Annotated in this window: 12 protein-coding genes; all 12 read left to right on the top strand. The window is 62.4% G+C overall.

The genetic code is table 11. The features are described 5' to 3' along the window. Nucleotides 1–8: 8 nt before the first annotated feature. The 12 genes from IEV62_RS02055 (at nucleotide 9) to IEV62_RS18155 (ending at nucleotide 14030) form a co-directional block, all read left to right on the top strand. A complete protein-coding gene (locus IEV62_RS02055; protein ID WP_188445114.1) occupies nucleotides 9–1595 on the top strand; it encodes an MFS transporter in 1587 nt (528 codons plus the stop codon). Between the two features lie 222 nt (nucleotides 1596–1817). Further along, nucleotides 1818–4379 (top strand): TonB-dependent receptor, encoded by a 2562-nt coding sequence (locus IEV62_RS02050; protein ID WP_188445113.1) that lies wholly within the window; start codon nucleotides 1818–1820, stop codon nucleotides 4377–4379. Nucleotides 4380–4454: 75 nt separating this feature from the next. Then, complete coding sequence (locus IEV62_RS02045; RefSeq protein WP_188445112.1) at nucleotides 4455–5621, top strand: alpha/beta hydrolase; 1167 nt, start codon at nucleotides 4455–4457, stop codon at nucleotides 5619–5621. Continuing rightward, a complete protein-coding gene (locus IEV62_RS18380) occupies nucleotides 5618–6379 on the top strand; it encodes a glycosyl hydrolase 2 galactose-binding domain-containing protein (protein WP_308510427.1) in 762 nt (253 codons plus the stop codon). Before IEV62_RS02045 ends, IEV62_RS18380 begins: the two co-directional genes overlap by 4 nt. Continuing rightward, entirely contained in the window at nucleotides 6367–6693 is a 327-nt protein-coding gene (locus tag IEV62_RS02035; protein WP_188445111.1) for a hypothetical protein, read from the top strand. The genes IEV62_RS18380 and IEV62_RS02035 overlap by 13 nt, the downstream gene beginning before the upstream one ends. Before the next feature lie 103 nt (nucleotides 6694–6796). Further along, the gene (locus IEV62_RS02030; RefSeq protein ID WP_188445110.1) at nucleotides 6797–7978 is read left to right on the top strand and encodes an amidohydrolase family protein; all 1182 of its coding nucleotides are present in this window, start codon (nucleotides 6797–6799) and stop codon (nucleotides 7976–7978) included. Nucleotides 7979–8004: 26 nt separating this feature from the next. After that, complete coding sequence (locus tag IEV62_RS02025) at nucleotides 8005–9033, top strand: MDR family NADP-dependent oxidoreductase (RefSeq protein ID WP_188445109.1); 1029 nt, start codon at nucleotides 8005–8007, stop codon at nucleotides 9031–9033. Further along, on the top strand, nucleotides 9030–10490 hold the full coding sequence (locus tag IEV62_RS02020; RefSeq protein WP_188445108.1) for an aldehyde dehydrogenase family protein: 1461 nt from the start codon (nucleotides 9030–9032) through the stop codon (nucleotides 10488–10490). The genes IEV62_RS02025 and IEV62_RS02020 overlap by 4 nt, the downstream gene beginning before the upstream one ends. 2 nt (nucleotides 10491–10492) lie before the next feature. Further along, nucleotides 10493–11647: a thiolase family protein gene (locus IEV62_RS02015; protein ID WP_229732762.1), complete on the top strand. Its 1155-nt coding sequence runs from the start codon at nucleotides 10493–10495 to the stop codon at nucleotides 11645–11647. Next, nucleotides 11644–12030, top strand: a complete 387-nt coding sequence (locus IEV62_RS02010) for a Zn-ribbon domain-containing OB-fold protein (protein WP_188445107.1) — start codon at nucleotides 11644–11646, stop codon at nucleotides 12028–12030. Before IEV62_RS02015 ends, IEV62_RS02010 begins: the two co-directional genes overlap by 4 nt. Nucleotides 12031–12040: 10 nt before the next feature. Next, the gene (locus tag IEV62_RS02005; RefSeq protein ID WP_188445106.1) at nucleotides 12041–13639 is read left to right on the top strand and encodes a GMC family oxidoreductase; all 1599 of its coding nucleotides are present in this window, start codon (nucleotides 12041–12043) and stop codon (nucleotides 13637–13639) included. Then, nucleotides 13629–14030, top strand: coding sequence for an alpha/beta hydrolase domain-containing protein (locus IEV62_RS18155; RefSeq protein ID WP_229732761.1), 402 nt, complete (start codon nucleotides 13629–13631; stop codon nucleotides 14028–14030). Before IEV62_RS02005 ends, IEV62_RS18155 begins: the two co-directional genes overlap by 11 nt.

Below are 14030 nucleotides of genomic sequence, written 5' to 3'. Positions count from 1 at the left end.
AAGCGAGGATGAGCATGGCACCCCAGGCGAGCAATGCCGCAGCGGTCGGAACCGGTCAGGCTGGGGTTCAGCGCGCCACGCCCTATGCCTATTACGCGCTGTTCCTGTTGATTCTCGCCAACCTGTTCAATTATCTCGACCGGCAAATCGTCTCGATTTTGGCACCGGCCATTCAGGCGGAACTCCGCTTGACCGATGCCCAGCTCGGCTTCCTGCTCGGTACCGCTTTCTCGGTGCTTTACGGGGTCTTGGGGATCCCGATGGGGCGCATCGCCGATGTGCTCAGCCGTACCCGGCTTATGGCGTTCGGGCTGGCGCTGTGGTCCGCAATGACGGCAGTGGGGGGCGGGGCGACGAGTTTCTTCGGCCTCGGGGTCGCGCGCATCGGTGTCGGGGTCGGCGAGGCAACCGCCAGTCCCGTGGCGCATTCGCTGCTGTGCGATTATTTCCCCGCCCGCAACCGGGCGGCCGTGCTGGGCACTTATTTGGCCAGCGTGCATTTCGGGATCGGTGGTTCGCTCGTGCTGGGGGGATTGCTCATCCAGAACTGGTCGCAGTGGTGCCACAGCTTTCCCGGCAATGCGTGCAGCGTGTCAAACTGGCGCGCGAGTTTTCTGATTGTCGGAATCCCCGGCATTCTTCTGGCGATCCTGATTGCCTTCCTCCGCGAGCCGCCGCGCCCGGCGGGACATGTCACGGTGCCCGCGCGTACCCTCATCCTACGGGAACTTTCCGCCGCGATCCCGCCTTTCACGCTCTTCGCGCTGGCCCGGGTCGGCGGTAAGCGCGCAGCTGTATCGAACATTGTATTTTTGGCGGTGTTAACGATCACGGCGACCGTGATCGGCAGCCTGACCGGGGATTGGGCGCAATGGATCGCGGTGGGCATCGGGGCCTATTCGATCGCGACCTGGGCACAGGTGCTGCGCCACGTCGATCGCCCGCTCTATGCGCTGACGTTCGGCTGCCCCACGTTCATGTTCTCGATGCTTGGCGGGGCGTTTCTGACCTGCTTTGTCGGCACGGTCAGCATCTGGGCGGCGCCCTATGCCATGCGGACATTGCCGGGCACCGCCGGGCAGATCGGTATAGCCCTTGGGCTTGCGCAATTGGGATCGGCGGCGATCAGCGTTATCATTGGCGGTTTCCTGTCCGATTGGTGGAAACGCCGCGATCTGCGCGCGCCGATCTGGATTGCGCTGGTTGCGCTTGCCGTGCCGGTGCCAATGCTTTTCATTCTCCTAAGCGCCACAACGCTGGGGGGATTTGTCGCTGCGTTCTGCGTGCTGACATTCTTCTCGATGTCGTGGCCGGGTGCCTTTGCCGGACTGGTACAAGATCTGGTGCTGGTGCGGATGCGCGGTGCAGCGGCGGCAATTTTCACGCTCGTGATGATCGTCATTTCGTCGGGATTCGGGCCTTATTGGGCCGGGAAGATCAGCACGATCACTGGATCGCTCACGACCGGTCTTTACGGCCTCCTCGCATTTGTGCCCTTGGCCGCAACCATGCTGGTGCTGGCTGCCCGGCGGATCGGCCGGGAGACGCCGGAGGTGCGTCTGGCGCGGGCGCGGTCGGCGGGTGAAATAGGCTAAACATTTCCGTAACCTGGAGGGTTAGTGCCCATCCGCGGCTGACTCCCGCTGTCGGGAACACGGGCGAACGTCTCGTCGGAATGCACAATGCGCTTTTGTCATTGCATTCTTTGAGCGCCCCAATTAGATCGAGATCAAGATGTTCAAGTGATCCCGACAGGGAGGGTCACAGCAACTAATGGGGAGATGGTGATGCGCCTTCAGGCACCACAGCAGATTAACATGTCGCGGACGTTCCGGGTCGCGCTTCTGGCGTCGGTTGGAACATTGTCATTGTGCGGGCCAATTGCGGCGCTGGCGCAGACTGCGCCTGCCCCCGCCCCCGCGGACGAAAGAGCCGTCGTCGAAGCCGACATCATCGTCACCGCGCGCCGCTCGGACGAGCGCTTGCAGGACGTGCCGGTCAGCGTTCAGGTTGTCACGGGCGACAAGCTCTCGCAGCTTGCGATCACGTCGGCGGATGAACTCAGCAAGCTGGCGCCGGGCCTGACTCTCGTCAACGACGCCGCCTCCACGCAGGTTTCGCTACGCGGCGTTTCGTGGCGTCCGGGCTCGGGCACGCCAGCCACACCGATCTATTTCAACGAAGTGCCGTTCGATCCGGGCAACACCGTCGTGTCGCTGTTCGATATCGGCCAGATCGAAGTGCTGCGCGGGCCGCAAGGGACGTCGCGCGGGGCGCCGTCGATATCGGGTGCCGTTACGATCGCCACCAAAAAGCCCAACCTGACGGAATTCGGCGGCTATGTGCAGGGCTTCTATGCCTCTGCCAATCACCTGGACTTGCAGGCCGCGATCAATGTGCCGATCATCAAAGACATCCTTGCCATTCGCCTCGCCACCAATATCGAGAATAGCGAGGCCAACCGGGTCTACAGCGTAAACAGCACGATCAAGCCGAGCATCAAGGACCGCTCGTTCCGTGGTACAGTGCTGTTCACGCCGACCGACACGGTGAGCATTCTGGGGATGTATCAGCGCCGCACGACCGACAAGTTGTTCTACAATCAGGTTGTGGGCACGGGCAGCCCGGGCGCTGCCGCTTCGCCAGTCGCCTTCCTCGGAGCGCTCGGTGCGATTCCGGCGAATTTCAACGGCCCTGCGCTGACAATCGGGCAGCGCGCATCGGTTCAGGATGCGCCGAGCATTTTCAAAGAAAAGATTGACCTGCTGACAGTCAACGCCAGCTGGGAAGTGTTCGGCCAGAAGCTGAGCTACAACTTCGGCCGTCAGTTCAATCGCGGCCCGGCCACCTTTACGACTTCGGACCCGCTCAACATGATCCCCGGCTTCGAATCCTATACCTCGCCGAGCAATATTGGGCTGCCCGAATTCTCGACACACGAAATCCGGCTATCTTCGATGCCAGATGCCGACCGGCCGTTCGATTATGACATCGGTTGGTTTTCGAAGCATTCTCAGGGCACCCTCAACTTCAATGCGCCGGTCTATCTCGCGGGTGCCTTCGGCGGACCGACGTCGTTGCCGGGAGCGGTCAGAACGCCGAACCCAGCGTATGTTCTCAACAGCTCGACGAATATCGGCATCGGACAAGTGTTCGATTCGTTCTACGGCGATGTGAAGTTCCACCTGAGCCCGAAAACCGAACTTACCGGCGGGCTGGCAATCGTGCGTGACCGGGTGCCCGTGTCGCTGGCGATCACTACCTTCCCGGCGCTGAACAACATCGGCAATCTTAACGTCGTTCGGCTGGGTTTCCCCGCTGCGTACCAGCCGCTGGTGACATCGTGCGCAGTGGTGGGCGCGTTCTCGGGTGCAAACATCGTCGCGAGCACGGCGTATCCGGGGACGTGCGATGCTGTCGTGCCAGCTGGCGTCGGCAATGCGACCCAGAACAACAACGACAAATATACCGCCGCGCTGTATAATTTCTCGCTGTCGCATAAATTCACCGACGATATCCTCGCCTATGCGACGACGGGGAGCTCGTTCCGCACCGGCCTGCCCGCGATCAGTAATCCCGGCCTGCCGACCAATCTCGTGACGCCAGCGCCCGAAACGGCCAAATCCTACGAAGTTGGTATCAAGACGAGCTGGGGTCGTCGCCTGCAGGTCAATGCGTCGGTATTCCAGCTGGATTACAAGAATCAGCTGACGACTTTCGAAGGCGTTCAGTACTTCAACACGGTGTCGAGCCGGGTCGCGCTGACCAGCTTGGCCTTTTATCGTAACGTCGATTCGCAGGTTCGCGGGTTCGAACTTGAGATTAACGCGCAGCCAATCAGGAATCTGACGCTGAACGCGACGCTCGCTTATTCTCAGATCAAGTCGAAGGGGGCACTCGTTCCGTCCAATCCGGGTGACTGCGCCGGGGCGGCTGCCGTAACCGCTGCCAATCCGATCAACTTCTGCCCATCGGTTGCCGGTCAAGTGCTGAATCAGGATGCCCCGTTCTCGGCCACTACGAGCGGGAATTACAACATCCCGCTCACCAACGCGCTCGACGGGTATCTGCGCTTCAACGTCGCTTACAAGGGAAACAATCCCAACTACGGCAACTTCAGACAGGCGGGCGCTTTCCGGTCGACTCCGGCCTATGCCATCGTCGATCTGTATGCCGGTTTGACGGGTGGGCACAGTGCCTGGAGCCTCGGCGTCTATGCCAAGAATGTGTTCGACAAGCAGGCGGAACTGGCCCGCGTTACCCCGGTGAACAACGTCTATGGCCCTTATGCCATTGCACCAGCCGGTTATGATCAGGTCCGTACGACCCTGCCGCGCGAGCTCGGCGTGACGCTGCGCTACGCCTTCGGTTCGAAGTAGGAGTAGCAACAACATGAAAGGCGCGGCTTCTTCGGAAGGCCGCGCCTTTTGTGCGTTCGGGAAAGGCGCGGGTGCGTGGCTAAAAGCTTGAAGATCTTCGCGTATGCGCTGCTTTCTCTGTTCGGCCTTGCGGCGATTGGCAGCCTGATTCCAGCGATCCCGATGCTGGGCGAACTCGGACCGGTCGTCACTTCCAGGTTCGGCCCCTGGGTCACTCTGATCTCGATTCTCGGCGCGGTTTGGCTTTTTCTGCGCTGGCGTCGCAACCGCCATAAGCGGACAGGTGTCGTGGCGTCGCTTGCGGCGATCGCGGCGCTGGGCTTTGGCTATGTTCAGATACAGCAGATCGCCGTTGCGCGGGCGAATGGCATCAGCATCGACTTGGCGCAGGCTCTGCTTGCCACCTCGCAAAGTGCGGCAAATCCGAAGCCCGAAACGATGATCTACGCGGCTTATGACGGACAACACTTGCCGCTCGACATTTATCGCCCGAAGCCCGGCAGCAACGCCGCGCCGATCCTGGTCTATGTCCACGGCGGTGGCTGGGGTGGCCAGTCGCTCAAGCAGCGCGAAGCGGATTATCGCTGGTTCGTCGCGCGCGGATATCTGGTGATTTCGATCGAATATAGCCTGTCGACCGCGACACGACACACATGGAATGTCGTCGAGCCGCAGCTTGGCTGCGCGCTGGCCTGGGTCGGGGCGAATGCGGGCCGCTATGGCGGCGACGTATCGAGGCTGGCGTTGTGGGGAGAATCCGCAGGCGGAAACCTCGTCCTCAACCTTTCCTATCGCGCCAGTGCGGGAACGCTCGAGCCATCCTGCGCAGGCACCGTGCCGCACATCGCTGCGACGCTCGCGCTGTACCCCGTTGTCGATCCGGCGCGCATGTACCGCCCGGTCGACCCCTTGCTCGGTGTGTTCGGACGGATGATGGGCGACCATTATACCGGCGGTTCGCCCGAGACGTTTCCCGATCGCTACACCGCCATTGCCTCGGCGACGCATATCAATGCCAAAGCGCCCCCGACGCTGCTGATCATCCCCGAGTCCGACCATCTAGTCGATCCGCAAGCGGCCTATGCGTTCGAGGCTCAGGCGCGGGCAGCAGGCATTCCGACGCGGCTGATCAAAATGCCCTATGCCGAACATGCCTTCGATCTCGGCAGCGGCAGCATCGGCAATCAGCTGGTGCGGCAATCGATGCTGCGCTTTCTGGACGATCATGGCATGACGCCGTGAGTCGTTTGACAGACATTTCCAGACGCTCCGCCCTCAAAGCGTCGGTAACCGCCGCCGCCGCCTTGGCCGCGCCGCGCCTCCACGCTGCGTCCGGCCGCGGCAAATCGCCCGCACGCGACGTGTCGTTCGATGGCGATTGGAGATTTTTCCTTGGCGATCCCCAGGCTGCACAGGCACCGGGTTTTGCCGACGGCACGTGGCGGGCGATCGATCTGCCGCACGATTGGCGCATCGAGGACTTGCCGGGTGGCTCGGATGACGGAGGCGCGACCGCAAATCCGTCGCTTTATGCCTTTCACACCTTGCCCTCGCCCGACGGCGTTGCGCCGCCGGTGATCGGCCCATTCGATCTCAATGCCGATCCCAAGCCCGATGTGGATGTGACCATTCCCGGTTTCGGGCGCGTCCTGATGCCGGGCGGACGCGGGCAGGGCTATACGGTCGGCAATATCGGCTGGTATCGCAAGCACTTCAAACTACCCGTCGACGCCGCCACGCAGCGCGTCGCGCTTTGCTTCGACGGTGTGTATCGCAATGCCGATATTTGGCTCAACGGCGTCCATCTCGGGTTCCACCCCAATGGCTATACATCCTTCGCCTATGATCTGACGCCGCATCTCGATCCGTCTGGCAACAACGTCCTTGCGGTGCGGGTCGACAATCGCGGCAAGCCCAGTCGCTGGTATTCGCGCGCAAGACGCTGGCGACCACGGGCAAGCCCGCCGCGCTGCGGCTTACTTCCGACGTGCGCGGCTTGACGACCAGCCGCGCCGACCTTGCGCATGTGCTCGTCGAAGTGTTGGACGATCGCGGCCGGGTCGTGCCCGATGCTACGCTCAAGGTCGATTTCGCGGTGGAGGGGGCGGGTGAACTCACCGGAGTGGCCAACGGCAACCCGCACAATGTCGACAGTTTCAAGCGCCCGCGACGCTGGACCTGGCACGGTCAGGCGCTGGCGATCGTGCGCCCAGGCAAGCAAACGGGCTGGCTGGTGCTGACTGCAAAGGCGGCGGGTCTGAAGCCCGCACGGCTCAACCTGCGAGTGACGGCTGGGGACCACCAGCCCAGATAAACTGACCGGCTATTGATATCTCTATGATATCAAAATGCCGTTTTTTCATATTTGCGTCGATGGACTCGCGTCAGGTACTCGAGGGCAACGAAGGAGAGACTGCATGGCTGACCACACCGATACGCTCGTTGCCCCCCGGCCCGATACCCGTCCCAAGGCGCTGATCGTCGATGCCGACGCGCATGTGAATCCGTCGCACGATATGTGGGCGGACTATCTGCCCGAGTCCCTGCGCGAACACGCGCCGCAGGTCGAGCATGGCGAGGATTGCGACTATATTGTTTTTGAAGGCAAGCGGCGGAAGGTTAACCTGATCAGCGCGCAGGCCGGCCGCAAGGGCGAAGAGTTTAAGATGGAAGGGCGCGTCGCCGATGCGCGTGCCGGCGGTTGGATGCCCAAGGCTCGGATCGCCGACATGGACGAAGACGGCATCGACACCGCCGTATTGTTCGGCGGCGGCCCGCTCGGCACGTCGAACATCGAACTCTTCACCGCCAGCTTTACCGCGTATAACAACTGGCTCGCCGATTTCTGCGCGCACGATCCCAAACGCTTCGTCGGTGTCGGTTATATTCCGATGCAGGATGTCGATGTCGCGATCGCACTGATGCGCGACTGCGTGAAGCGCGGGCTTAAGGCGATTAACATTCCTGCCTTCCCGATGAAGAAGCTTGAGTCGCTGAAAAGCAGCGAATCGCAGATGATGGCGCTGACCGGTGACGTCACTGGCGAGCGCAGCTATGCCGATGCCGAATTCGATCCGTTCTGGAAGGCGGCGTGCGATCTTGGCGTGCCGATCACCATCCATCTCGGCGGTCGCGCCGTGCGCTTCACCGAGCCGAAATTTTTCCTGTCCGATCTGCTGATGTCGAAATTCGGTATGGCCGAGCCGATTGCGATCATGATCTATGGCGGCGTGTTCCAGCGCTTCCCCGACCTCAAGCTCGTCTCGGTCGAAAGCGGCGTCGGCTGGCTCGCTTTCGCGGCGAATTACATGGATGAAACCTGGCACAAGCAGCGTCATTGGGTGAACAGCGTCCTCAAAAATCCGCCGAGCTTTTTCATGGACCGAAACATCTACGGTTCGTTCATCCATGATCGCGTCGGTATCCTGACGCGCGAGATGCCGGGGGCGGGCAACATCATGTGGTCGTCGGACTATCCGCATTCGGAAACGACGTTCCCGCACTCGATGGACAAGATCGAGGAGCTGTTTGCGGGCGTGCCCGAGGCCGACAAGAACATGATCATCGGCGGTCGGGCCAAGATTCTCTACAATCTCTGACCTATCTGACAAAACTGGAGAAATCGATGCCTAGCGGACAGCGTGTTGTCCTGCGCCATTACCCGCAGGGGGCAATGCGCGCGTCCAATTTCGCTATCGAGGATCAGGTCGTACTGGTCCCCGGTGACGGCGAATTCCTCGTGCGTGCGCTGTACGTTTCGGTCGATCCGATGCTGCGGTTGTTCATCGACCCCGCCCCGCTCGGCGGCAAGATGCCACCTATGCCGCTGGGTACGACGATTCCGGGTCCAGCGGTCGGCGAAATTGTCCAGTCCAACCACCCGGAATTCTCGGTCGGGACGATTGTCGAGGGACGCTTTGGCTGGCAGCATCATGCCGTGTCGAACGGGGCAGGCGTGCAGCGCGTCAACCCGAAACTCGGCGGACCAGAAAATGCGCTGGGCATCGGCGGCCTGCCCGGCTTCACCGCCTATGTCGGGCTGAATGTTGCGGGCGGTGTAAAGTCCGGCCAGACCTTCCTCGTCAGCGGCGCCGCGGGCGCGGTCGGGTCGGCCGCAGGTGCACTGATCCATGCACGCGGCGGTCGCGTGGTCGGCATCGCCGGGGGAGAGGCCAAATGCCGCTATCTGGTCGACCAGATCGGCTATGATGTGGCGGTCGACCGGCACGCGCCCGACTTCATGGAACAGCTCGCAAAGGCGCTGCCCACCGGCGCGGATGTGTATTTCGACAATGTCGGCGGGCCGCTGCTGGCGTCGGTAGTGCCGCTGCTGGCGCGCGGCGGACTGGTGCTGATTTGCGGCTTGATGGCGCAGTATCAGGGGGATGCAGAATCGGGCGTAGATCATTTGCCCGACGTCTTGCGCGCGGTGATGTTCAACAGCTTGCGGTTTCAGGGCTTCACGCAGGTCGGCCGGGACGCCCTTCGTCCCGCGTTCGAAGCCGAGCTCGCCGAACTGGTCGCGAGCGGACGCATGAAGGTTGCCATGCATATCGAGGACGGGATCGAGCGTCTGCCGCATGCCATGGCGGGACTGTTCGACAACAGCGTGACGGGCAAAGTGGTCGTCCGCGTAGGAGAGATTTCACGATGATGACCGACATGTTGATCGACGGCCGGCTCGTGAAGGGCGCAGGCGCACCGGTGACGGTGCACAATCCTTCATCGGGCGAAGTGGCCGCGACCTTCGCCGGGGCCTCGATCGACCAGTTCGCAAGCGCTATCGCCTCGGCCCGTGCGACTGCCGATAAGGGCGACTGGGCGGCGCTGAAGCCGAGCGAGCGTGTCGCGGTGCTTCGCCGATTCCTGGCATTGTTGGTCGAGCAGACTGACATGCTCAAGGCGCTCATCACCCTTGAAACCGGTGCGCCGGTGGGTGGGTTCATCATCGAAGCGCAGGTTGCCGGGCCGCTGCGCCAGATCGGGCAGATGTTCGATCTTTACGCAAAACTGCCCGAGATCGAGGAAAATCCACTGACTCTGGACGAGCGGATCAACAGTTCGGGCGGCTTTGTTCAGAGCATCAAGCGCTATGTTCCGGTCGGCGTCGTCGCGGCGATTTCGGCTTACAACTTCCCGTTGCATATCAGCCTGTGGAAGCTGATGAGCGCTCTTGTCACTGGAAATTGCGTTATCTTGCGGCCCAGTCCGCTCACACCGCTCGCTACGCTTGCTTTGGGCGAGGCTGCGCTGGCGGCGGGGCTGCCGGACGGCGTGCTCCATATCGTTGCCGAAGCGGGGCCGGAGGGTGCGACGCTGATGACCAGCGATCCGGCAGTCGATATGGTCAGCTTCACCGGCTCGACCGAGGTTGGCAGCAAGGTCGCCGCGCAAGCTGCGCCGTCGATGAAGCGGTTGCAACTCGAACTGGGTGGCAAGTCGGCGCAGATCTATCTGCCCGACCGGGTTGAGGCATCGTTCTCGGCGGCGATCGGCGTGTGCCTCGCCCATGCCGGGCAGGGCTGTGTGCTGGGAACCCGAGTGTTCGTGCCCGAAGCGGACAAGCCCAAGGTGCTTGCGGCGATGGCGGCGAGCTTGGCCTATGCCAAGATTGGCGACTCAACCGATCCGACCACGACGATGGGGCCTGTGATCAGCGCGGCTCAGGCGGCGCGTTGCGAACGCTATGTGCAGCTTGCGGTCGATGCCGGAGCGACGGTGGTTGCCGGTGGCAAGCGCCCCGACCGGCCGGGATTTTACTTTGAGCCGACCATCCTCGACGTGCCCGACAACAAGAACCCTGCCGCGCAGGACGAGATTTTCGGACCCGTCGTCTGTGTGATCGGCTACCGCGATGTCGATCATGCGGTGGAGATGGCGAATGACTCCTCGCTCGGTTTGTCGGGCTATGTCTACGGCAAGGATGCGCGGGCGGCGCTCGACGTCGCCAAGCGGATCCGCACCGGTACGATCAACGTCAATGCGTTCTTTTCGAGCCCCACGGCCTCGATCGGCGGGCACAAGATGAGTGGTGTCGGGCGTGAAAAGGGGATCGAGGGCTTTAGGGCGTTTCAGGAAATCCAGGTCATGAACCTCGGCTCGGCAGTCTGACGATGAAACGCGGCAGCATCGCGATCGTCGGCATGGGGGTGACCAAACAAGGCCGTGCGCTCGGCGTCACCGAAGTCGAGTTGCGGCGACAGGCACTCGAAATTGCACTGGCCGATGCAGGGGTCGAACGCGACGCCATCGATGGGTACATCCTCGCCTCGCACGAGCGCGAGGATTTGCGCTATCTCGGTCTCTCGCCCAATTTCTCCTGGCCGGTGCAGACCGGCGGGGCGACCGCGCCGTGCACGTTCATCATGGCGGCCGGCGCGATCCTGTCGGGACAGGCCGAAATGGTCGCCTGTGCCTATGCCATGGCCCCGTCGTCGGGCGGGATGCCAGGGTTTGGCGGCAAGATGTCGTTCGGATCGCTCGGCTATGGCTATCCCGCGCAAGTCGGCATGATCGGTGCGGCCAGTGCCCATGCACTGCACGCGCGCTGGCACATGGACCATTATGGCACCACGAGCGAACATCTGGGCGCTGTCGCGGTTCAACTCCGGAACCATGCGCTCAACCGCCCCGATGCGATGGGATATGGCCAGCCGATTACGCTGGAGGAGCATCAGGCCTCGCCGATGATCGTCGATCCGTTCCGCATGCTCGATTGCTGCCGCGATACCGATGGCGGGGCCGTGTTTATCGTAACCAGCGCCGAACGTGCCAAGTCGATGGCGCAGACGCACCCGGTCTACCTGCTTGGCGCAGGGATGGGGCACAATATCGGTAATTGGCATCAACGCGATGTCTATGCCCATCACGACGCCATCGCCCCGGCGATCGGTCGCGCGCTGGCGCAGTCGGGCGTGTCGCTCGACGCTATCGACACTGCGCAATTCTACGATCCGTTCACTATTTCGGTCATCATGCAGCTTGAACATTACGGGTTTTGCGCGCCGGGGCAGGGCGGGCCCTTCGTGGCGGATGGCGGTATCGCGCTCGATGGGAAAATCCCGTCGAACACGGGTGGCGGACAGATTTCCGGCTTCTACGCAGCGGGGTTCACGCCGCTGATCGAGGCGATGAAACAGCTGCGCGGCGAAGCCGGGGCAACGCAGGTCAAGGACGCGCGGATCGCGTTGACCAGTGGCCATGGCCTCAACGGCGGGGTGCAGAACACCTGGTCGCACGGCACGCTCATTCTGGGAGCCGAGGCATGATCGGAGACCTTGTCGCGGGCGAACTCGACGCGCCGTTCTGGGATGCGTGGAAAGCCGATGAGACTTTCTTGCTGCACCGCTGCGCCACATGCGGTCGCCACGACTGGCCTGCGTCATGCTGTATCGACCATGGTCAGGCACCGATGGCATGGGTGCCGACGTCCGCGGCCGGAACGATCGATACCTACACGATCTTCTACCGCGCCTATGTCAAGGAACTGGCGGGCGACGTGCCTTATGTGGTCGCGGTCGTGCGGCTGGACGAGGGGCCGTATTTTCACACGCGGATCACCGGCATCGCGCCCGATGCGGTCAAGTCGGGCATGCGCGTCCGTGTACGGAGAGGCGAAGGGGACGCCTTCCCGCTTTTCCAGTCTGAATGATCATCGGTAAATGATTCCGGCGGAAGCCGATTTCGTCATTGCTGGAGGAGGTGCGGCAGGCTGCGTACTGGCCGCGCGGCTTTCAGAAAACCCGGCGCATACCGTGGTCCTGCTCGAAGCAGGCGGGCGCAGCGATGGTTTCCTCGTGAAGATGCCGGTCGGATCGTACCGGATGCTTGGGAAGCCCGCGACCGACTGGCTTTACACGACCGAACCCGACCCGTCGCTGCTGGGGCGGACAAGCATATGGTCGGCCGGCAAGTTGCTCGGCGGCGGCTCGGCCATCAACGGCATGGTCTACATTCGCGGAAGCCGATCGGATTATAACGACTGGGCCGACCGGCTCGGCTGCACCGGGTGGCGGTGGGACGACCTCCAACCCTATTTCATGAAGTCAGAAGACTATGCGGGCGAAGCTGGCCCCGCACACGCGACCTCGGGACCGCTCGGCGTATCACCCCCGCGCAACGTGCATCCACTGTCGCGTGCCTTCATTGCCGCCTGTACGGAGCGGGGGTTACGCGAGATCGCGGATTATTGCAGCGGCGATATCGACGGCGCGTTCGTCAATCTGGTAACCCAACGGAATGGTCAGCGGTCGAGCGCGGCACGCGCCTTCCTCGAACCGGCGATGCGGCGGCCGAACCTGACCGTTATCACCGGCGCCCTGGTCGATAAGGTGCTGATCGCTGAGGGGCGTGCCACCGGCGTGCGCTACATCAAGCATGGACAAGTCCACGACATCAGTGCCCGGCGCGACGTGATTGTCAGCGCCAGCACTCTGCAATCGCCCGCGATCCTCATGCGCTCGGGCATTGGGCCAGCGGCGCAACTGCAGGCTCTTGGGATCAAGGTGGAGGTCGATGCGGCTGAGGTCGGGTGCAATCTGCAGGAACATGCCAGCGTCCAGACCAGCTATTTCGTCGATGTGCCGACCTATAACACGATGCTCAACTTCGGGCGGATGCCGCTCAACTTACTGAACTATTTGTCGTTCGGGCGGGGGCCGCTGTCGGCGACTCCTGTGGAAGCGATGGCGTATCTGCGGTCTCAGCCCGAACTGACCGAACCCGACATCAAGCTCCAGTTCGGCCCGCTCGCTTTCGACCCGGCAACACGTGGCCCGCACAAACGCCCGGGGGTGATGGTCTTCGCCAATGTCGCCAAACCGCGCAGTCGCGGTGCGATTCGCTTGCGAAGCGTGGATCCGTCAGAAGCGCCGGTGATCGACCACCGGTTGCTAGGCGACTCGCGCGATGTTGCGGCACTGATCCGGGGACTGAAACAAGTCGAGGATATCCTCAACGCGCCGTCGTTTGCAGCACATCTCCGGGGCCGGCTCTACCCAGATTCCAAACCGCAGAGCGATGAAGCGTGGGAGCATCGTATCCGCTCGACCGCCGGTATCGGTTACCATCCCGTCGGCACCTGCAGGATGGGCGGCGATGCAGCATCCGTGGTCGATCCCCGGCTCAGGGTGCGCGGTGTCACCGGCCTGCGTGTCGCCGATGCTTCGATCATGCCAATCATGCCCGCGGCAAATACGAATGCACCGGCAATCATGGTCGGTGAAAAGGCTGCCGATCTGATCAAGGAGGATGTGCGATGAAAATCCAAGCGACAGGCGCAGGCGTTGCTTTGGGCATCGCACTGCTGACGCAGCAGCCCGCGTTGACGATGGCGCAGTCCCGCAGGCACCCGGCATCGTCATCGATGCAAACCACGAAGTCCGGCGCGACAGCAATGGCAACCCCTTGGGCGGGGTATGGTTGCCCTACATTGATGCGCCCATCGCTACCTATACGGGCTATTTATCGGCAGGCGGCATGGGCGGTGTGACGGGCGCGAAGAAGCCCTTCGCGCCCGAACGGCTCAAGGCGCTTTACGCCAATCACGCAGCCTATCTGGCGACGTTTTCAGCAGCGACCGACCGTCTGCTTTCAGGCCGATGGATTTCGGCACAGTACGCCGCAGCGATGAAGGTGGCGGCTGCGAAATAG

The sequence above is a fragment of the Sphingomonas psychrolutea genome (assembly GCF_014636175.1).
GTDB classification, from domain to species: domain Bacteria; phylum Pseudomonadota; class Alphaproteobacteria; order Sphingomonadales; family Sphingomonadaceae; genus Sphingomonas; species Sphingomonas psychrolutea.
Note: the sequence above shows the minus strand (reverse complement) of the source record. Positions and strands in the feature narration are given on the sequence as shown.